Below are 18,692 nucleotides of genomic sequence, written 5' to 3'. Positions count from 1 at the left end.
TGCCCGCTCAGACCTCGCATTTGAAACAATGTGTCGGTTATTTCTGTGGGGCGAACGCCCGGATACAATTGAAACACCCGGTGAAACGGGGCTGAAAAGAAAGGTTCCCATCTTTGGTGTGTCGGCAAGGTCGCCGACGCCAAAACCAAATGGAGAACTACTATGATGAAAACCACTTCTTTCGCACTGGCTGCTGTCATGTCCACGTTTCTGATCCAGGCAACGCCTGCTTCCGCTGGCCAGAGCTGCTGGGGACTTGAAGGTCAGGCGCTTCAGGATTGCATCGACAATCTTGTCGACGAACTTGGCAAGATCGGTCACGAAAGCAATTCCGATACGCAGACAGTGAAGATCAAGAAATCTTCCCGTCAGAAATCTCGTTGAGGCCTAATCTCGACCGGAACTGACAACCAGAAACCCTCGGCGTGAACAAGACGCCATAAGGGTCACCTCTCCTGCGGTGCAATTCGACTGGAATTGATGTGTTTTGGCTTGCTTGCCAGGTTTTACCCATCAAGCCGTTGAATTGCCCGCAGACAGGTTTTCATGAAGAAGACATCTGAAACGGCCGGTTGGCCCCTTCAGGCAAGCTCTCTTCTCCAGGCGTTTTGAAATTTTTACGCCTTTTTTGAATGCCTGCTTTTACCACCTAGCCCAAACTGTTGAGCAACCGATTTCAAGGCGCGGCGCTGACTGACTTGTTCGGTTTTCGGTCCGGCGCTCGGCAACAGCCGGCAGTGATCATCAAACCACAAAAAAAACCTCACCCCGTCCTGCGCATTGATGGGGCAAAAGCGCTTCGCGCAGCCTCACAGCAAAAACCAATGGAAGGGGCCAAGACATGGCTTGGGCCCCTCCTGTTCGGTAACGGCAGGGTTATGCAGGGACGGACGGGTATTTCATGCCCGCGACTTCCTGCATCAAGCGGATCACCTGTGTGCTGTAGCCCGCCTCGTTGTCATACCAGACGTAAAGGACCAGTCGGTCGCCGTCGACGATGGTTGCCTGGCTGTCGACCACACCGGCATGGGTGGAGCCGACGAGATCGGAGGAAACCAGTTCGGTGGAGGCCGTGTAGTCGATCTGGTCCTGCATCGGCGACTGCACCGAAATCCCGCGCAGGTAATTGTTCATTTCCTCGGCCGTCGTCTCGCGCTTGAGGTTCAGGTTGAGGATGGCCATGGAGACGTTGGGGATCGGCACCCGCACCGCGTTGCCGGTCAGCTTGCCCTTCATTTCCGGCAGGCACTTTGCGACCGCGCTGGCAGCGCCCGTGCTCGTCAACACCATGTTCAGGGGCGCGGACCGGCCACGGCGGTCCCCGCTGTGATAGTTGTCGATCAGGTTCTGGTCGTTGGTGAAGGCGTGGATGGTTTCCACGTGGCCGTTCTCGATCCCGAACTCGTCGTTGATCACCTTCAGCACCGGCGTGATGGCGTTGGTGGTGCAGGAGGCGGCGCTCAGGATCCTGTCATCCGCGGAGATGTCGCCATGGTTCACGCCATAGACGATATTCTTGATGCTGCCCTTGCCCGGTGCGGTCAGGATCACCTTCGCTGCCCCGGGGCATTTCAGGTGCTGGCCAAGACCATCCTCGTCGCGCCAGATGCCCGTGTTGTCGACCACCAGCGCATTGCGGATGCCGTATTTGGTGTAATCGACCTCGGCAGGAGAGTTGGCGTAGATCACCTGGATGTAGTTGCCGTTGGCGATGATCGCATTCTGCTCTTCGTCAACGGTGATGGATCCGCTGAAAGCGCCGTGGACGGAGTCCCGTCGCAGCAGGCTGGAGCGTTTCTTAAGGTCGCCGGCCTTGCCGCCGCGCACAACAATCGCGCGCAGGCGCATCTTGTTGCCGGCACCGACGCGTTCGATCAGCATGCGGGCAAGAAGGCGTCCAATACGCCCGAAGCCATAGAGAACGACATCCTGCGGTTCCTGCAGGATGGATGTCTTGCCGGTGTTGATGCTGGCCAGCTGCTTCTCGAGGAAGCTCTTAACGTCACCGCCTTCTTCCATGTAGCCGTGGCACAGCTTGCCGAGGTCGACGCGCGAGGCGGCCAGGTCCATCTCCAGCATTGCCTTGACGATTTCGAGGCTCTTGGTGACGTCCAGTTCCTGCCCGGTGATCTGCAGGGCATAGCGGTGTGCCTTGAGGATCTCGATGGCGGAGTTGTTCAGAAGACGCCGGCCGAAAATCCGGATGTTGATGCCGTAGTCACGGTAGAGATGCCCAACCAGCGGGATCATCTGCTCGGCAGCGGACTGTTGTTCCTTCCAGTTGTCGAAGTGGTTATCCATGGCCGCCATACACAAAACTCCCTTATGGTCTTTCCAGCGCGCTGAGTGGCAAGTCTTTGTCCTGCGCACGGTCTTTAGCTCTTGTGGAAACGTAATGTCCATAAGCAGTTTGAAGACTAATCGATTGAAATTTGGGGAGGGTGCTTTTGGTCGCATCCAGGCCGCTGGAAGCGTTACATCTGGAACCTTGCAAGTGCAGATAATCAACTCGCAGAGACTTGGTCTGAACGCAGAAGTGCAGAGCAAAACCTGGTAATTCACGCCCGTCGACGGCATTTGCTGTTGAATTCGGATTGCGGTTTCAAGCAGACATCGGGCGTCAGGCAAGTCCTGTGTTGATGACGTATCGGCTTCCCGAAGTCATGGGGTCGCGAAGCCTTTTCACACCCCGAGTTCACGCAGGCCTTTCTCTATCGTTTCGCGAGCGCCGTTTTCGGCAAACGGGAAGGACGCGAAGAAGACTTCCGAACTGATTTCAGGATCTGCCTGTCTCGCCCGGGCCAGCCATTGCCGGGCTTCTGCATTCTTGCTGACCAGGTGTGATGTCAGGGCCGCGATCAGCGAGATATGCTTGTGCGCACCAGGCATCTGCGCTGCTTTCACGGCAAGCTCCGCCGCCCTGTCTCTGTCGCCCAGTTGCAATTGAACCAGCGCACGCGCCGACACCATGCCATAGGCGAGCGGGTCGAGCGGGCTGAGGTCCAGCGCCAGAGCAAGATCTGCATCGGCCTGCGCTGCCTGACCTGCCATCACGCTCACCAGCCCGCGTGTATAGACACCCTGCGCGAAACTGGGGCTGAGGCTGGTTGCCCGGTCAAACCAGGCGATTGAATCTTCCAGCCGGCCATCGAGCCAGGAACACCGCCCGGCATTGAAGTGAGCAAAAGGATCGAGCCTGTCGGTCTCCACCGCCTGCCGCGCCAATGCGCGAGCCTTTTCGACCTCGGCTTCGGAATTTTCAGCAAAGCGCATGAAGGCTGATTGAAAATGCGTGAAGGACAGCCCGCCCATGGCACCGGAGAAATAGGGATCGCGTTCCAGGGATCGTGTGAACAGTTCTGACGCACGGGCATTGTCCTGCCGGTTGAACCGGTACATGTGATCCAGCCCCAGATGGAAACAGGCCCATGCATCCAGTTCTCCCGGAGCGCGTCTGCGTGCGATGCGCACTTCGTTCTGCGGGATCTGAACCGCCAGACTGGCAACCACATGGCTTTCGATTTCCGGTCTGAGCTGCTGCAATTCGGACAGGCTGCCACGATAGTGTTCCGCCCAGATCGTGCCGCTGCTGGTCATGTCGATCAGCGAAACGCCGATCGTGACGCTCTCACCCGCAAGTTCGACCGTGCCGGTGAGCCCATAGCGAACGCCGAGTTGACGACCGGCGGACAGCGGGTCCACATCGGGTCCGCGAAAGCGGAAGCTCGATCCACGTGCGATAACAAACAGCCAGTGCAGGCGCGACAGATCCGCAATGATGTCGGCAGGCAGGGCATCGGCCACGATTTCGTGCTGGCCCGGTTCGCCAAAATACTGGAAGGGCAGGACGGCGATGGAGGGCCGCCCGTCGCGCGCGGTCTTCAGCGCTTCCTCAATTGCCGGGGCGGCCTGTTCCTCGGTGATCAGGCCCGAACGTGCCGGGGGTGCCTTTGCCTGGACACTGGAAACTTCGGTTTCCGCGACAAACCGGAACCCCTTGCCATGGATCGTCCGGATGACTTTCTGTGTGCTGCCCTTGTCCCCCACAGCCTTGCGTGCAGCCTTGATCCGCGCTGCCACTGCCGTTTCAGAGACGATCCGTCCATCCCAGACATGCTCGATCAATTCGTCCTTGCTGACCATCCGGTCGCGGTTTTCGACCAGCAGCAAGAGGAGGGAGAGGACCTGCGGCTCGATCGCCACGCGTTCGCCATCACGGCGCAATTCGAAACGTGTGCCGTCCAGTTCAAATCCGTCAAAGGTAAACACCAGGGCGTCGGCTTGCGGCACACGTTCCCCCTTTCCCGAAAGTCTTCATGAAAAGGTCAGTTATATTCATGTCCCCGTCAAGCATTGCCGCTGGGTAAGGCGTATCTCTTGTTCATCGGGAACGTCCGATGTTGCTTGGAAACACTGTTACTTGAACTAGGAGATATGAAATGCCGCTGGTTACGATCGATGTCATCAAGAACGTTTTCACCCCCGAACAGAAGCACCAGCTGATCGAAAAGGTGACCGAAGCCATGGTCGCCGTGGAAGGCGAAGCCATGCGCCCGGTCACCTGGGTCCGCATCATGGAAGTCGAGCAGGGTGAGTGGGCCATTGGTGGTCAGCGCCTGGGCGCCGCGGACGTTCATGCCATGTCGGGCAAGAAAGTCGCCTGACGCTGCAAAAAATCTGTTGCAAGAAGGTCCGTGCCTTGTGGCGCGGCCTTTTGCGTTTTGAACGGAAGATGCCGGTAGGCGCTCATGCGCAATCGCGGGCTTGTTGAGAGCCTTTCTTCCATGCTGAAAGCATCACCTGGCGTCAAACCTCAAGCGAGGGAAAATCGTCCTGCAGCTTGTCGGAATACCTGCCTTCGAACGTATGAAGCCCCGCATGGCGGATTTCGGTCTGGTAGTCCAGCCAGATGGTGCCGCCGCAACCGCGTACCCAGCGCAGGCTGAAGCTCTGGTCCTCATGCAGGAACAACCGACCGCTTGGCGTCGGAAGGTGGCCGAAGAAGTCGTAATACTCCATGTCGGCATGGGCGGGGATCAGCGACATGTCGGGGTAGTTGGTGACGACACCGCGTTCCACCATCGTTTCCGGCACCTTCCGGCTCAAGAGCGTCAGGCCCTGGCCTCCGGCGGGAATGGAGATGAAACCATCCTGGTGCTCGGGGTACCAGTCGGTGTTGTCATAGTCGCGAAGCTGGTGATTGTAGGTCATGCTGCGGGAAACGAGCTGTTCCATCGGGCTTCGCTCGGCTTCCGGCAGGGCGGTTTCCGCTTCAATCAACTGCCGGAGCAGATCCCAGTTGTAATATTTCTGCGGGTAGGAGGCGCTGACGAAATCGCCGCCGAAGGCGACCAGACGCCACACGGCCTCAGGCGTGAACTCCATGTCGGAGTCGAGCATCAGCATGTGGCTGAATTGCTTGTGGGCGAGGAATTTGCTCATAAGGTGGTTGCGGTTGATGACGAGGTTTGCGGCACCATAGGTTTCGAACGCAAACGGCAGTCCGTGGTGCTGAAACTCCTGTGTCAACGCGATGAGGGAGCGAACCGTCGGCAGTTCGACCTGGCCGCGGGTCGGCATCGCAATCATGATGATGAGCGGTGTTGCTCCGTCGGCCTCATTCGCCATTTCCTGTTGCCTCTCTGAAGGTGATGCCGGGTGTCTCGGGGCAGGCGTCAGGACCTCGGCAGAGTTTCACCGGTTTCCTATGGTGCTTTCTTTGGAGTTACGAGTTGCGCCGGTCGTAGCTCTTCTGCGTCCTTGAACAGTGAAAAGGTCTGGTTCACATAGCCGACGACGCCATTGATCTGCTGCAGATAGGCTTGCAGCTCCGGAGTGTGTTCCGCTTCCACCAGCTGGATGGCGCGAGACTGGGGGTAGACTTCAAAAAGAACATAAAACAGCGGGTCTCCGCGGCGCAGAATGAGGGGAGCAGAGATATCGTGCCATTCGAACGCCCATGTCAGCGTTCTCGGCCAGACGTTGATCGGGAACCTTCCCGGTATCATCAGGCCGGGAAGCAACGATCTCCCGACATGCTGAAACGGTGGCAACTGCGACATGTAGGTGGGTTCGTCCGCAACGAAGATATATGGCAGGCGCATCTGCAGGATGGGGCGGTCGGGCGAGCGCCATTCTTCGCGCGGATGAAGGATGATCAGGTGAGCGAAGACATCGTCTCGAACCGAGGACATTGGCCCGTCGGCGTTCACGACCACGGGTTCACCGAAGTCGGTTTCGGCCATCTGAAGGGAAAGGTCGCAAGGGCATAGTACTTCGAAAAGCCTGCTTTCGAGCCCCAGGACCGCAGGGCAGGCTGTCACGGATTTGGCATGGGTTCGCTGGCGCGGGGCTGAGGGCTGTTTCAGCCTTTGCGGTGGTTTGTAGACCAGTTGGGATTCGTCGCCCGCCAGCAGCCAGCCGATCGTTGCCTGCCCGCTACCTTCAGTGGTTCCACCGCTTGCATCGACGGTAACGTTGAAACTCAGCACGGGAGCACCGCCCTTGTTATCGCCGGAATTGTGCACTGATCCAGGGCGGAGCTGGGAGCCAGCGATTGAGGCTCTTGTCGAGATAAAGGCCGGTGACGGTATTGTAGGAAACGGTCACGGGCTGGCGGGTAAAGGGATCCGTGACTTGCCGCGTCTGAATTTGAGAAACGCCGTAGCCTGGTGAGAAGACGGTATTTGCGTTTGGAACCCGTGACCCCGCGCGGCCCCCGTAGACGGTGTTCATCACCGCGCGCCGTGAGCCGGGATGCCCCGGGTGGATGGTGTTCATTCCCGGTCGGCGGTAGCCTGCGCCACCAGCATAGACGGTTTCCATAGCTGCCCGCCGGAAACCGGGATGACCGGCATAGATGGTATCCATCGCAGGTCGGCGATGGCCGGGATGTCCAGCGTAGATGGTATCCATCACCGGTCGGCGATAGCCTGGATGACCTGCATAGATGGTGTCCATCACCGGTGGCCGCGCGCCCGGATGCCCTGCATAGATCGTGTTCATCGCCGGCCGTTTGGAGAAGGGAGCGTATCCAGCCGGACCGGCGGTGAGGGTTTCGGAATGCATCTGTCCGGGCCGACTGCCCATGGAGCTGTCGGCTGACGGTCTTCTGCCTGCGCCCAGTTTTACGAGATCTTGATCGATCCCCGGTTTCTTTCGGTCAACCAAAGCTTATCCCTCAAGAACCAAATACTATAAAAGATTTAAGTGCTAAACTGACATAAAGTTACAAAATGCCTCTGCTTTCCGCAACTCCTTTCAGAGCTTCGCCTACGTTCCTGACGACATTGCTCCAGTCACGCGGATGCTGTTGCCGGAAAAAACGCATGCCCGGATACCAGTCCGAACGATCTCCCTCAAAGCAGTGATACCAGTGGGGAAAAGTGTCGAGCAGAAGCCAGACCGGTGTGCCGATCGCCCCGGCAATATGTCCCACAGCACTATCGGTCATCACGATGACGTCCAGCGACTGGATCATGGCGGCGGTTTCGGCAAAATCGAAATCGTCGCAATCGATGACGAGATCACCCAACCCGCCTTCGATAAGCTGGCGATGGGGCGGCCCTTTCTGCAGGCTGTAGAGTTGAACGAAAGGCAGTTCGGCAAGCGGCAGAAAATCCGAGAGCTGCGCTGCCCGGTCCGCGTTGCCACCGTAGTCCACGTTTCCCGACCAGAGGATTCCGACACGAAGCGGTGCTCTCGCTCTTGCAAGCAAGGCGTCCCGCCTTTCAGCAAACGCCGGATCGCACTTCAGGCGCGGAGGTGGGTAACGGGACGGATCTTCGACACCAAGCAGATAAGGCAGTGACAGAAGCGAGATCTGAAACTCGCAGCCATACCCAGGGAGCTCTTCAGCATTCTCGACCCAGATGTCGACACCTTGAAGGTGCCGCAGGAGGTGCGACAGGGCCGGGGGACACAGGAAATGGACGCTTGCGCCGGCAGCCTTCAAGCCTGGCAGAAACCGCGCCGCCCAGATGATGTCGCCGTGCCCACCCTCGGGCAGAACCAGGATTTTCCTCTCCGCTGGCGGAGATCCGTCCCAGAAGGGCAGGTGGTGAACGGCGGCCGGAGTGATGCCGGCGCCGAAACGATGCTCCCAAAGCGGCCAGCCACGCCGATAGTCCCTTTGCCCCAGAGCCAGCCAGGAGGCTTCGATAGCTGAACCGGCGTCGTCCGGATCGTCGTGCAAGAGCCTCTGAAAGATGTTGAATGCCTCGCCATGCCTGCCTGATCTCGAGCGGGCGACGGCCAGGACATAGTCTATCTCAGGATCGTCCGGCTGCAGGTTTTTCAACTGTTCTGCCACGGCCAAGGCATTTTCCGGGCGTCCGAGGCGCAGATAGTGCGCAGCAAGGCGGTGCAGGGCGACGATGCTTGGCGGCGTGATGGCAGCAGCCCGGGTAAGACAGGCGAGTGCAGCCGTATCCCGCTCCTCCAGAAGATGAACCTCCGCCTGCAACAGCCAGGCGTCCACATGACCCGGAGCGAGCTTCAGGCAGGCATCGGCATAGGCAATTGCCGTGGCACATTGCTCCCGGCCGAAGCTTCGCAGCGCCATTTCGTACAAGTCATCTGCCTTCAGGGGGCCGGGGTCTCTGGTCATTTGGTCTGCTGCGCTGTCCCGTTCACGTTGCTCTGTAGACTTCGTCTATGCCGATAAACTCGATCACCTCGTATCCCTTTCCAGCCATGAAGGTAGGGATCTCGGGACTGTCGGTAATGTTCTCGATGGTCCACACTTCGACCGGGATGGTCTCGAAGGGAAACTCTTCCAGGACAGCCATCTCGCCGCCTTCAACGTCGAGAGACACATAATCGATATGCTCAATTCCCGCGTCTGCCAGTATCTCCCTGATCGAGCGGACCGGTATCTTTGCAATGCGCTCGTCGTGCTCGGGATGCTGCCGGATCCTCTCCAGAAGGTCCGGAGCGATGTTTGCAAGCAGACCGCCGCTTTGGGTGTAGCCGGCTCGGATTTCCAGGAATTCCGCGAAAGGTGTCGGCGAGCCGACCGCAGCGTTAAGGCACGCGCAGCCGCGAACGGACGTCGCCTTTGCGAAGTTCGCCGGTGACGGCTCAATCAACAGTCCGGTCCAGCCAAGTTCCTTTTCGAAGAAAAGGCTGTTTGAACCAGTGAGCCCGTCATATCCGCCAAGTTCCAGGAAAACGCCGCCTGTACGGTGTTTCAGAACCTCGTCGTTCAGGAACTTGTCCTGGCCGGATTGGCTGAAATACTGCTGGTGCATGCCCAGGGCCTTTTCCACGGCCCAGATCTCGTGCCGCAAGCCGCCCCGGCTCGGCCCGAAAACATGTTTCAGCTGACCGACAAGCGTTTCTCGGAGGTCTGTCAGGGCTTGCGGGGAATACTCGCTGTAGAATTCCGGCATGGTCATGAGGCAGTGAGGTCCTGGCTGATTTGAAATTGCTTTGAATTGAATGGTTCAAATCCATGCGAAAGTTACCTTAGGTTAGTTCAGGGTGCTGCCCAAATTCAAAGTCTTTGATGATCCCGCTGTAAGGGGTCGCAAGGAGCACGCACTGGAGAGGGCGAAAGGTGACGGCGCGAATGAAAGACCAGACATCCGCATCCAGCCTGACCGAGGCATTCCTGGAGTGGTACATCGCCAACCGGCACAGTCCGGATCTGGCCGAGCTGAATGACTATCTGCTGAATGCCGCCTTGTCGGCGCGGGGCTACAACAATCTGGAGAGCGGCGAGACCTTCTTCGTGAAAGAGATCCTGGCCGCCACTGCACCGAGGCTCTGTATCGACGTCGGTGCGAATGTCGGCCGATACAGTCTTGATCTGTTGAACTACACGTCCGCCGACGTCATTGCCTTTGAGCCGCTGATCTCAACGCATGGAGAGCTGGTGCGAAACACGCAGGCCTATGGCGACAGGATCGTTTGCGAAAACGTCGGGGTTGGTAACTTCGACGGCGAGGGGCTACTGCATTTCGATGCAACCAACCCTGTTCTTGCCTCCTTCTCGCAGGAGGTGAAGAAGGTGAGTTATGTCACAAACGGGCAAACGGTGAAGGCGCGGGTGACGTCGCTCGATACCTATTGCCGGGTAGCCGGAATAACGGCGGTAGATCTTATCAAGATCGACACGGAAGGCTTTGAGACCGAAGTGTTCGAAGGGGCTGCCAGGGTGTTTTCCGAAATCAGGCCGCGGTTCATCCAGATGGAGTTCAACTGGCACCAGATGTTCCGCAGCAGGACGCTGAACGACTTCGCGGAAATGCTTCCAGAATACGACGTCTATCAGTTGCTGCCGAATGGTTGGACGCGGCGGGAGCCGAGAGATCCATTGGCGAATTTCTACCAGTTTTCAAACTTCGTGTTCGTCTTGAACGGACAAGGGGAGTTTCTGCAGACTGCTGACAGCGGCGTATGATTTTATCTCGACAATACGAGACCCGAGTTCCGTATTGATCTCCTGCTTCAGTGCCGCGCGTTTGTCATTCGTCTGGTATATGCGTCGTGCCAGATCCACGAAGCGGTCCTTGCAATCCTGCGATCGGTCGTAGTTGCGGATGTCGTCTTCGAAACTCCACAGACTTTCATTGAGGCTTTTCAGCCGGGCCTTCCAGGTGTGGACTTGGCCCGTATCAGGCATGTGCCGGTCGTAAATCTCGCTGAGCGAAGCCAATTCGAAGCGGACGTGTTCCAGTTTCTCCGGAGCGGATATGCGGTCGGCCTTGATTTCAAGGATGGTGATCTTGTCGAGGAGTTCAGCCGGTGAAATTGGTATGTAGATCATCTCGACCAAGACACATGCCTTTATGTTCATCCCGCTGGTTTCAGAACTGTAGCATCAAGTCGCTGGTCCGTTAATTGGCGTGCTTGCAGAGCAGGGGCACAGAACCAGCCGTCGAACAAAAAAAGCCGGCCCTGCATCACCAGGGCCGGCTGATAGCATGTTGCTGCAGGCAGGCGATTACTGCAGCAGGGCCGGGGCGTTGTCCGGAACGGGGGCAGGCGGCACCTTGGTGTCGGTGAAGGCGGGAACGGCTGCTTCAAAGGCGTCCAGCCAGGCCACAAGTTTCGGATGGGTCTGCCGCCATTCGCCGGCAAAACGGATATCCAGGTAGCCGAGGGCGCAGGCGAGCGTCAGGGAGCCGGCATTGACGTCTGCAGCGGTTGCCGGAACAGGTGGCGTGTTGTCTTCAAAGTGCTTCAGGCCACGATCCATCTTGGCTGCCTGATAGGCGTCCCAGGCCGGGTCGCGGTACTTCGGTTCCTTGAAGCGCTTCTCGTAGACCCGAAGGATGGCCGCATCCATGATGCCGTCCGCCAGTGTCTGGTCGCGCAGGACCGGAAACCGGGCTTCGCCCTCCGGAAACAGCTTGCCGCCGCCCGCCAGGAAGTCGAGGTATTCCAGAATGACGGAGCTGTCGTAGAGAACGTCGCCGTTTTCCAGGACCAGCGCCGGGATCTTGCCGAGCGGGTTCTGGCTGCGGAGGCTGTCAGAGGGATCGGCAGTATTGGCGTCTTCGATCTCGACCTTGCCCTTGAGGCCGAGAATGGACAGGGCGAGCTTCACCTTGCGGCCGAAAGGCGAAGGGGGAGACGAGCGAAGTTTCATCATGGGTCCGAACTCCTGAAAGAAGAAGGCGGTTGGGGTGTATAAGACGGTTAGCGTGCGCCGGGGGGAGGCACGGACAGGCTGCCGGCGCGGCAGCCGGATCTGTCGACCTCGCGGCAGGCACGGAATTCCAGATCCCGCGTGAGGCAGATGCGGACTTCCTCAAGTTCGCCCCGGTCGCAGGTGACGGCAAGCCCGTCCTCCTTGAGGCCCGGATTGGCAAGCCGGAAGGCTTTCTCAACGGTATCGGGTGCGGCCTTGCCGCGCTTGTCGAGTGTGCGGAAGGCCCCGGGGATGGTGATCTTGTCGAAAGCCTTGCGGGTGAGATCGAAGTAGTCTTCCGGCGTCAGGCCGGAGCAGGTGCCGTGCTTGCGCCACTCGTGGAAGACGAGATTGTGGCTCGGCATGATATCTTCCATCGAAACGGCGATTTGCCGGTCGATGCGCTTGGGCGCGCCGGGGCAGCTTTCCGGGAAGCCACGCTCGTATTGGGGCCACAGGCCATGCACGACGAAGCGAAAGGGCTTGGAGACATCACATTGATGCGGATTGGCATCCGCGCCCTGTTGCTTGCAGTAGGTCGGCGACCAGGACAGGGCGAGGACATAGAAATCGAATTTTCCGGACTGATCAGCTGAGGCTGGCAGGCTCAGAAGTCCCGCCAGAAGGCAGGCGGACAGTCTTCCGATATGGCCGAGCAGCGCCATGGATCAACCTTCTTGGGGAAGCCGTGGCTTAGTGCGGGCGCGCCGTACTGCAATGGTCGCCGTAGACCCGCCACTTGTCCAGAGGCGCGAGGCAGGCTTCCACATTCCAGCTGAGCCCGACGAAACCGGCGTGCTCTTCCACCATGTAGTGGACGGACTGAATGGTGCCGTCCGACAGGCTGGCCGTGCCCTTGCAGTAGCGGCGCTCGATCGGGCTGACGTCATTGCCGCTGTTGTTGACTTCACTGATGCCGTCGATGCTCAGGATCGTGCGACCGCCGTAATAGTCCTTGCGAGCCCGGGCGACGGTGCCTGCGACGGCACTTTGAACGGATGCGGCCGTGCAATCCGGCAAGCGCTTGTCACTGCCAAACGAGAAGTAGACACGGTCGTCATTCGCGGCAGCCGGTGCAGCCAAGCTTGCGCAAAAGGCCAAGGCTGACAGGGTCAAGCAGACGGATCGGGCAATACTCACGGCATAAACTCCGGAAATCAAACTGTGTAGGAGACGATGGGGGAGCCGGGTCGGAAGGTCAAGGTTCGATCCCGGTAAAAGTGTCACTGTAGGGGCTTTATTCGCCGATCAGCTGCGTTACGTTCCAGCTGGTGCCGGGTCCCTGGTGCAGGACGTCACACAACCAGGGCAGAACCAGACGCATTTCCTCCGCAAGCGTGAAAGGGGCGTTGATCAGTGTCATGCCCGAACCGAGCATTCTGGTGTCCGGGCCGCTCTTGCCAACGTTGAGGTCGAGGCTCAGTACGTCGCGCAGGCCAGCTTCGTCGAAGTCGCCATGCATGCGCCGGATCGCTCTGACATCCTTCATCGGATACCAGAGTGCATAGGTGCCGCCTGGCCATTTCCTGTAGGCCTTCACCACGGCGTCGGTCATGCGGGAGAATTCGTCTGTCACCTCGAATGCGGGGTCGATCAGCACAAGGCCGCGTTTCTCCTTGGGGGGCAGAAAGCTTCCCATGGCAAGCCAGCCGTCCAGGTGGATGGTCTTGACCTGATGGTCACCTGCGAACCGATCCGCGAGCGTCTTGAAATCCGCCGGGTGCAGTTCCGTCAGCGTCAGGCGGTCCTGCTTGCGCATCAACTGCCGTGCGACCATGGGCGAGCCGGGATAAACCTTCAGTGCGTCGCCGTCGTTGAGCGCGCGCACTGCCGTCAGCCAGGGAGCAAGCAATTCGGCTATCTGAGGCGGAATATCGGCCTCAAGCACCTTTCCGATGCCCAGTTGCCATTCACCTGTCTTCTGCATCTCCTGCGAATTGAGATCGTAAAGACCGATGCCCGCGTGGGTGTCGAGGATGCGGAAGGCTTTGTCCTTGCGCTGGAAATAGGCGATCAGGCGGGCCAGCACGACGTGCTTCAGGACGTCGCCGATGTTTCCCGCATGATAGGCATGGCGGTAGTTCATTCGGACTGGTTCCCGGAGGCAGGTTCAGCATCGCGCTTGAAGAAGATGACTGCCTTGTCGCCATGGTCTGCCTTGCCGATTTCCGAGAAACCGAGACGGCTGTGGAACCGTATCGAGCCCGGGTTGGCGGGGCGTTCGTTGACTTCGCAGACGAAAACACGACCACTGCCGGCAAAACGTTCAAACAGCGCGCCGTAAAGGGCGTCGCCGATCTTCTTGCCCCGAAGACTCTCGTCGACGCAGATCCGGTCGGTGTAGGCAAAATTTGAAACGCGTTCGCTCAGCCATTGATAATTGCGGCTGTCATAGCCTGCGCCGTCGCCCAGGCACAGCAGGAAACCTGCAGGCGTGTCGTCCACGACTGCAACAAGACAGACAAGGGCGGAATTGACCAGATCAAGCAGTTCTTCGGCTGTCAGTTCGTTGACGGCCGGAACAGCAGCATTGTTCAGCGGCAGCAACGCGCCGAGGTCGCCCGGCAGGAACGGTCGGATGGTCAGGGTATCGGATGAAACGGCAAGCATGGGGCACCACGGTGGATTTCGGACCCGCCTTATAGGGGCTTCGGCAGGAAGTGGAAAGATGTCCGCTGGATCCGTTGATAGCAGCTACTGCTGAGGATCAAGGGAAACCGGCACGGCTCCAAGTCAGGTCGGGGGAGGCGGTGCCGGCATTGTCGGTAAAAAGAATGTGGGCGCAGCAAGGCTGCGCCCACTTGCTTCATGCTCTCAAGCCTCTGTGTGGCAGGGGCTAGGGGAGCTTATTCTTCGGCAGGTCCGCCGTCGTCTTCCTGCGGTGCGTCGCCTTCTTCAAGCGCCTGCAGGTTGACCGCTTTGGGGCCCTTGCCACGACGATCCGGTTCGGTCTCGAAGGACACCCGCTGTCCACTGTCCAGGCCGGCAAAACCGGACCGCTCGACCGCGGAAATGTGCACGAACACATCCGCATCGCCTTCGTCCGGAGTGATGAAGCCAAAACCCTTGTCGTTCTTGAAGAACTTCACGGTGCCAGACTGACGTGGGCCACGCTCGACCGGGGGCATGTCGCGCCGCGGGCGCTGCTGACGGAAGCCATCGCCTTCGCCGCCTTCGCGCGGGCCGCCGCCATATCCGCCGCGTCCGCCACCGCCGTAACCGCCTTCACGGCCACCGCCGCCACCGTATCCGCCACGGCCACCGCCGCCGCCATAACCGCCGCCATCGCGACCACCGCCGCCATAACCGCCGCCTTCGCGTCCGCCGCCGCCATAGCCGCCGCCTTCACGTCCGCCGCCGCCGTAGCCACCACGGCCACCGCCGCCGCCGTAACCGCCGCCGCCTTCGCGGTCGCCGCCACCGCCGTAGCCACCACGGCCACCACCGCCGCCATAACCGCCCCGGCCGCCGCCATAGCCGCCTTCTTTATTGTCGTCGCGGCCGTAGCCGCCACCAAAATCATTGTCGCGTCCGCCGCGGTAGCCACCATCCCGGCCGCCGCCATAGAAGTCTCCACCGAACTCGCTTCCGCCAAAATCACTGCCGAAGTCTTGCGGACCGCCAAACTCGCGCTTGCCGCCGCGCCGACCACGCGACCGCCGGTCCGAATCACCATCGTGCATTACCGAATCACCTTAATTGTTGCGCCCTTTCGGCACATAACGACCAACCTCACCCGCCTTCACAGTCGAGTCACCACACTCAGGCGCACTCCGTGCGTCTGATCAACATTCTGGGATCGGGTTGAAACAATCTTGCCACATCCCTCTCCAGCCGCTGCGTTATCATCATAAGGGCGGGACAGGGAAAATCGCAAGAAAATCCTTGGTGCAGGCGCTAATTGGAAGCGTTTTTCGGAGGCCAGGTACTTGACCAATTGGACAAGTCAGGTTCCGTACCGTCACATGTTTTCCTGGCCGCTTCTTCCAGCAGCACCAGGCCAGTGCCGTTCCACACCCATCGGTTCCACAGGCCGCATTCGCCAACTCCTGAACCCTTGAAGTAACTTACGAGCTGTTGATCGGCCGGAATCCATCTTGCGTTGTAGATGAGATCCGTTGCGACCGGACCCTTTTCCGACATGCGGGCGACATGCACCTGACGGGCTGCGCCGTCCTTGCCGGAAAGGACAGCTACGTAGGGGCTGTTGTAAGCGGTTGGAGCCCCGCAGGGGATGATGTAGAGCGCGGCGCTATCGGCAAGCGGCACGCGAACGGCGTTCAGGCTGGCGAAGATGGTCGGGTCGATTTCAGAGCACAGGCGGTTGGCAGACCAGACGGCAGCCACTTCCGGCGGGAGCTGGTCGGCGCTCATCAGCGGAATGGCGTGCGGGGCGTCCCTGGCAGGATCGGTGCCGGGGGAGACGATGGCTGCAACGGTGCCGGTGCGGTCCTGGCGATTGTCGAGCCACAACAGACTGGATTTGAGGCCGAGGAGGGGGACGGGTACCGCGACCGGGTCGGTTCCGGTGGTCGCAGGTACACTGATGGTGAGTTCCTTGCCCTTGCGCATGGCGTCAAGCAGCGTCGTTGTCGCCGGGCCTGTCGGATACCAGAAGCCTTCTCCACCGAGCGGACGGAAGCCGGCTGGCGGATTGACAGCCGGCTGCATCTCACGCAGCTGTTCGATCGGCAGCGCCTCGATCGGAGCGCCGTCGACCTCGAACTTCAAGGTGCCGTCCTTGGGCAGCTCGGTGTTGGTGGTTACACGGACAAGAGGCTGGGCCTCCGCCTGCCAGTCGCGGACGATGCGCACATCGACCCAGACCGACTGGCTGCGGGTGAACGAGGAGGCAAAGCACACGCCGGTATTGCCGCAATCGACCGTCCAGCTTTCGAAGCTGGGCGTCGTCCGGCCAGGCTGCGCCATTGTGCTCGAAGCGCCCAAAAGCGCTGCGGCAACAGTCATCAGCAATGTCAACAGTCGTGGCGTCATCAGCTCCGGCTATCCGAATGTGCTTGGCGTCTTCCAACAGGTCCATACATCTTGTACGAAATGCACGCGGCCAGGTGAAGCCGCGATTGACCAGAAACACGACACCGGATGGTGTTGTCCCGTATTTGTTACAATGGGCCGTGCGAGGCCGCTGTTGAAGGAGGCTACCATGGCGCAGGACACGACGAACTCCGGTGGGGATGAAAATCCGGAAGACGGCATGCCGCCAATCCAGGTGATGGTGATTGCCGTTACGCCGTTTCAGCAGAACTGTTCGCTCATCTGGGACCCTTCATCCATGCGCGGAACGGTGGTTGATCCGGGCGGCGATGTCGACAAGATCCTGGCAGCGGTGAACAAGCAGGGCGTGAATGTCGAAAAGATCGTTCTCACGCACGGTCATATCGATCACGTTGGCGGTGCGGCCGACCTGGCCGAAGAGCTGAAGGTGCCGGTGGAGGGGCCACACGAAGCCGATCAGATGCTGATCGACAGGGTGGCCGACCAGGCGGTGCAATTCGGCGTGGAAGGCGTCAAACCCGTGATGCCGGATCGCTGGATGGTTGAAGGCGACCAGGTGGAAATCGCCGGGCGGATGTTCGATGTTCTGCATTGCCCGGGCCATTCACCCGGCCACCTGGTGTTCTTCGACAAGGAACTGCGTTTCGCGATTTCCGGCGATGTTCTGTTTGCCGGCTCCATCGGTCGCACGGATCTGCCGGGCGGCGATCATGCGACCCTGATCAAGTCGATCCGCGAAAAGCTGCTGCCGCTTGGTGACGATGTCGCCTTTCTTCCAGGTCACGGCCAGGCCTCGACGATCGGCCATGAGCGTGAGACCAATCCGTTCCTGACCTGAAGAGCGGTGAGGCCTTGATCCGCCAAGGGACTGCCCGCTTCGGGCAGCCCTCAGCGGGTCGAAACACTAGTAGCCTGGCGTCGTTAGGGGTTCGGCTGTGCTGTAAGGGCGAAGGCTGGCGACTTTACCTGTCAGAGCAGGGCTCTCAGATCGTCGATGCGATCATTGACCAGCCAGCCGTAGTAGTTTTCCTGCGGCCAGCTTTGGCCGCTGCGGCGGTATTTCGCGGCCCGGCCCCAGGGATCGCCGAGATTGTAGAGCGTCGCGGTCAGGCCAGGGTTTTTCGAAATATCCACCTTGCCGACGGATTTATAGGCGGCAATGGAGTCCTGGATGATCGCGGCCATGTAGTGCAGCGAGATGTTCGGGTCCATTGTGGCCTTGTAGACCGCCTCTGAATCGGCTGCCGTCAGCTTGCGGAAGTTGCTTTGCTTGGCAACCCGGTCGGTCATCTTGAGGACCGTGAGCGGGCTCAGCTGGCCAAGGCCGAAGCTCTGGCCGGAATAGAGCGGCTGGAAGAACGCTTCGTTGAAGTTCTTTTTCGGGTAACGGACGCCGTCAACCGAACGGCCGCGAAACTTGCCGTTCCAGACGTTCTCGTAACAGGACCAGCGGCGGTCCGAGCTTTTCTGAACATGGTCCTTGCGGCAGCGTTCGAACTCCGGGCGTTCGACGAACTTGTCGACGTGCACTCCGTTCAGCTCGAAGTCGAAGCGGATGCCGGCATAGGCGAGAGCCTTGACGTAGTAGGACTGGGCGCTGTCGAGCGTGTCGTAGTTGTAGGTGTGTTCGCCGACGATGGCGCCGATGATGTGGATCGGGTCGATGCCGTAGCGGGCGGAGACGCGCTTGATGGACCCCATCAGGCGGCGATCACGCTTCAATACGGCCAGAACCTTGTCGAACTTGGCATCGTAGGATGATTTGGAGGCGGCGGTACGGCGCGAAGAGGCGAAGGGGATCTTCGGCTGGCTCTTGAACCGGTTGCCTTCCGGCACCACCCGTACGGATTGGGCTTGCACGGTCGTACTTGTCGCGAGAGGCAGCGCCAAAGGAGCCAGGAGCAGGCCAAAAACCAGACATCCAGTCACCAGTCTGGAAATTCGGCCGAGATGACGGGTCTTCCTGCACACCATAATTTTTCTGCGCCTGGCTTTATCTTGTGTTTCTCGCCGACCAAATGCGGTCGTGCCGGCGAGC

Annotated in this window: 20 protein-coding genes; 4 read left to right on the top strand and 16 right to left on the bottom strand. The window is 59.6% G+C overall.

Annotated features, from left to right (window positions below):
* Positions 1-162 precede the first annotated feature (162 nt).
* Positions 163-384, top strand: a complete 222-nt coding sequence (locus tag HCG46_RS04305; protein WP_062487708.1) for a hypothetical protein — start codon at positions 163-165, stop codon at positions 382-384.
* Between the two features lie 492 nt (positions 385-876).
* On the opposite strand, the gene HCG46_RS04300 is transcribed toward HCG46_RS04305, so the two are convergent.
* Entirely contained in the window at positions 877-2,310 is a 1,434-nt protein-coding gene (locus tag HCG46_RS04300) for a glyceraldehyde-3-phosphate dehydrogenase (protein WP_055655809.1), read from the bottom strand.
* Between the two features lie 372 nt (positions 2,311-2,682).
* The gene (locus tag HCG46_RS04295) at positions 2,683-4,290 is read right to left on the bottom strand and encodes a winged helix-turn-helix domain-containing protein (protein ID WP_168684804.1); all 1,608 of its coding nucleotides are present in this window, start codon (positions 4,288-4,290) and stop codon (positions 2,683-2,685) included.
* 149 nt (positions 4,291-4,439) lie between these two features.
* On the opposite strand from HCG46_RS04295, the gene HCG46_RS04290 reads away from it, so the two are divergent.
* Positions 4,440-4,664 carry a tautomerase family protein gene (locus tag HCG46_RS04290; protein WP_168684802.1) on the top strand — a complete coding sequence of 75 codons (225 nt, stop codon included), beginning with the start codon at positions 4,440-4,442 and terminating at the stop codon, positions 4,662-4,664.
* 142 nt (positions 4,665-4,806) lie between these two features.
* Here the strand turns inward: HCG46_RS04290 and HCG46_RS04285 are convergent, their stop codons facing one another.
* The 5 genes from HCG46_RS04285 to HCG46_RS04265 form a co-directional block, all read right to left on the bottom strand.
* On the bottom strand, positions 4,807-5,628 hold the full coding sequence (locus HCG46_RS04285) for a hypothetical protein (RefSeq protein WP_168684800.1): 822 nt from the start codon (positions 5,626-5,628) through the stop codon (positions 4,807-4,809).
* 77 nt (positions 5,629-5,705) lie between these two features.
* The gene (locus tag HCG46_RS04280; RefSeq protein WP_168684798.1) at positions 5,706-6,491 is read right to left on the bottom strand and encodes a hypothetical protein; all 786 of its coding nucleotides are present in this window, start codon (positions 6,489-6,491) and stop codon (positions 5,706-5,708) included.
* A gap of 16 nt (positions 6,492-6,507) precedes the next feature.
* Positions 6,508-7,089, bottom strand: coding sequence for a hypothetical protein (locus tag HCG46_RS04275; protein ID WP_168684796.1), 582 nt, complete (start codon positions 7,087-7,089; stop codon positions 6,508-6,510).
* Between the two features lie 139 nt (positions 7,090-7,228).
* A complete protein-coding gene (locus tag HCG46_RS04270) occupies positions 7,229-8,608 on the bottom strand; it encodes a tetratricopeptide repeat protein (RefSeq protein WP_168684794.1) in 1,380 nt (459 codons plus the stop codon).
* 22 nt (positions 8,609-8,630) lie between these two features.
* On the bottom strand, positions 8,631-9,398 hold the full coding sequence (locus HCG46_RS04265; RefSeq protein ID WP_168684792.1) for an FkbM family methyltransferase: 768 nt from the start codon (positions 9,396-9,398) through the stop codon (positions 8,631-8,633).
* Positions 9,399-9,571: 173 nt separating this feature from the next.
* Here HCG46_RS04265 and HCG46_RS04260 point away from each other — a divergent pair, with 173 nt between their 5' ends.
* Positions 9,572-10,405: an FkbM family methyltransferase gene (locus HCG46_RS04260; protein WP_168684790.1), complete on the top strand. Its 834-nt coding sequence runs from the start codon at positions 9,572-9,574 to the stop codon at positions 10,403-10,405.
* Here HCG46_RS04260 and HCG46_RS04255 read toward each other — a convergent pair.
* The 8 genes from HCG46_RS04255 to HCG46_RS04215 all read right to left on the bottom strand — a co-directional run bounded on the left by HCG46_RS04255 (position 10,340) and on the right by HCG46_RS04215 (position 16,633).
* Entirely contained in the window at positions 10,340-10,801 is a 462-nt protein-coding gene (locus HCG46_RS04255) for a DUF6165 family protein (RefSeq protein ID WP_228871891.1), read from the bottom strand. The two genes, HCG46_RS04260 and HCG46_RS04255, sit on opposite strands and share 66 nt — an antisense overlap.
* A 147-nt stretch (positions 10,802-10,948) precedes the next feature.
* Positions 10,949-11,599 carry a glutathione S-transferase family protein gene (locus tag HCG46_RS04250; RefSeq protein ID WP_022998022.1) on the bottom strand — a complete coding sequence of 217 codons (651 nt, stop codon included), beginning with the start codon at positions 11,597-11,599 and terminating at the stop codon, positions 10,949-10,951.
* 47 nt (positions 11,600-11,646) lie between these two features.
* A complete protein-coding gene (locus HCG46_RS04245) occupies positions 11,647-12,303 on the bottom strand; it encodes a ribonuclease T2 (protein ID WP_168684788.1) in 657 nt (218 codons plus the stop codon).
* 28 nt (positions 12,304-12,331) lie between these two features.
* Positions 12,332-12,778 carry a hypothetical protein gene (locus HCG46_RS04240; protein ID WP_208984223.1) on the bottom strand — a complete coding sequence of 149 codons (447 nt, stop codon included), beginning with the start codon at positions 12,776-12,778 and terminating at the stop codon, positions 12,332-12,334.
* Positions 12,779-12,875: 97 nt separating this feature from the next.
* Complete coding sequence (gene rlmJ, locus HCG46_RS04235; RefSeq protein WP_168684786.1) at positions 12,876-13,724, bottom strand: 23S rRNA (adenine(2030)-N(6))-methyltransferase RlmJ; 849 nt, start codon at positions 13,722-13,724, stop codon at positions 12,876-12,878.
* Complete coding sequence (locus HCG46_RS04230; protein WP_022998018.1) at positions 13,721-14,248, bottom strand: GNAT family N-acetyltransferase; 528 nt, start codon at positions 14,246-14,248, stop codon at positions 13,721-13,723. Before HCG46_RS04230 ends, rlmJ begins: the two co-directional genes overlap by 4 nt.
* Before the next feature lie 236 nt (positions 14,249-14,484).
* A complete protein-coding gene (locus tag HCG46_RS28515; RefSeq protein WP_062487729.1) occupies positions 14,485-15,321 on the bottom strand; it encodes a cold-shock protein in 837 nt (278 codons plus the stop codon).
* Between the two features lie 214 nt (positions 15,322-15,535).
* Positions 15,536-16,633 (bottom strand): DUF1176 domain-containing protein, encoded by a 1,098-nt coding sequence (locus HCG46_RS04215; RefSeq protein ID WP_022998016.1) that lies wholly within the window; start codon positions 16,631-16,633, stop codon positions 15,536-15,538.
* A gap of 169 nt (positions 16,634-16,802) precedes the next feature.
* Here HCG46_RS04215 and HCG46_RS04210 point away from each other — a divergent pair, with 169 nt between their 5' ends.
* Positions 16,803-17,492: an MBL fold metallo-hydrolase gene (locus HCG46_RS04210; RefSeq protein ID WP_205838364.1), complete on the top strand. Its 690-nt coding sequence runs from the start codon at positions 16,803-16,805 to the stop codon at positions 17,490-17,492.
* Positions 17,493-17,623: 131 nt separating this feature from the next.
* Here the strand turns inward: HCG46_RS04210 and HCG46_RS04205 are convergent, their stop codons facing one another.
* On the bottom strand, positions 17,624-18,628 hold the full coding sequence (locus tag HCG46_RS04205; RefSeq protein WP_205838363.1) for a DUF1402 family protein: 1,005 nt from the start codon (positions 18,626-18,628) through the stop codon (positions 17,624-17,626).
* Positions 18,629-18,692: the final 64 nt, after the last annotated feature.

Origin of the sequence: Labrenzia sp. PO1 (assembly GCF_012273635.1) — a bacterium.
GTDB lineage: Bacteria > Pseudomonadota > Alphaproteobacteria > Rhizobiales > Stappiaceae > Roseibium > Roseibium algicola.
This window is presented reverse-complemented; position numbering and strand designations above follow the sequence as displayed.

Bases quoted from the DNA above. Each gene is read 5' to 3' on its own strand.
- HCG46_RS04305 (WP_062487708.1), top strand. From the start codon at position 163: ATGATGAAAACCACTTCTTTCGCACTGGCTGCTGTCATGTCCACGTTT.
- HCG46_RS04300 (WP_055655809.1), bottom strand. From the start codon at position 2,310: ATGGCGGCCATGGATAACCACTTCGACAACTGGAAGGAACAACAGTCC.
- HCG46_RS04290 (WP_168684802.1), top strand. From the start codon at position 4,440: ATGCCGCTGGTTACGATCGATGTCATCAAGAACGTTTTCACCCCCGAA.
- HCG46_RS04285 (WP_168684800.1), bottom strand. From the start codon at position 5,628: ATGGCGAATGAGGCCGACGGAGCAACACCGCTCATCATCATGATTGCG.
- HCG46_RS04275 (WP_168684796.1), bottom strand. From the start codon at position 7,089: ATGGGCAGTCGGCCCGGACAGATGCATTCCGAAACCCTCACCGCCGGT.
- HCG46_RS04270 (WP_168684794.1), bottom strand. From the start codon at position 8,608: ATGACCAGAGACCCCGGCCCCCTGAAGGCAGATGACTTGTACGAAATG.
- HCG46_RS04265 (WP_168684792.1), bottom strand. From the start codon at position 9,398: ATGACCATGCCGGAATTCTACAGCGAGTATTCCCCGCAAGCCCTGACA.
- HCG46_RS04260 (WP_168684790.1), top strand. From the start codon at position 9,572: ATGAAAGACCAGACATCCGCATCCAGCCTGACCGAGGCATTCCTGGAG.
- HCG46_RS04255 (WP_228871891.1), bottom strand. From the start codon at position 10,801: ATGAACATAAAGGCATGTGTCTTGGTCGAGATGATCTACATACCAATT.
- HCG46_RS04250 (WP_022998022.1), bottom strand. From the start codon at position 11,599: ATGATGAAACTTCGCTCGTCTCCCCCTTCGCCTTTCGGCCGCAAGGTG.
- HCG46_RS04245 (WP_168684788.1), bottom strand. From the start codon at position 12,303: ATGGCGCTGCTCGGCCATATCGGAAGACTGTCCGCCTGCCTTCTGGCG.
- rlmJ (WP_168684786.1), bottom strand. From the start codon at position 13,724: ATGAACTACCGCCATGCCTATCATGCGGGAAACATCGGCGACGTCCTG.
- HCG46_RS04230 (WP_022998018.1), bottom strand. From the start codon at position 14,248: ATGCTTGCCGTTTCATCCGATACCCTGACCATCCGACCGTTCCTGCCG.
- HCG46_RS28515 (WP_062487729.1), bottom strand. From the start codon at position 15,321: ATGCACGATGGTGATTCGGACCGGCGGTCGCGTGGTCGGCGCGGCGGC.
- HCG46_RS04215 (WP_022998016.1), bottom strand. From the start codon at position 16,633: ATGACGCCACGACTGTTGACATTGCTGATGACTGTTGCCGCAGCGCTT.
- HCG46_RS04210 (WP_205838364.1), top strand. From the start codon at position 16,803: ATGGCGCAGGACACGACGAACTCCGGTGGGGATGAAAATCCGGAAGAC.
- HCG46_RS04205 (WP_205838363.1), bottom strand. From the start codon at position 18,628: ATGGTGTGCAGGAAGACCCGTCATCTCGGCCGAATTTCCAGACTGGTG.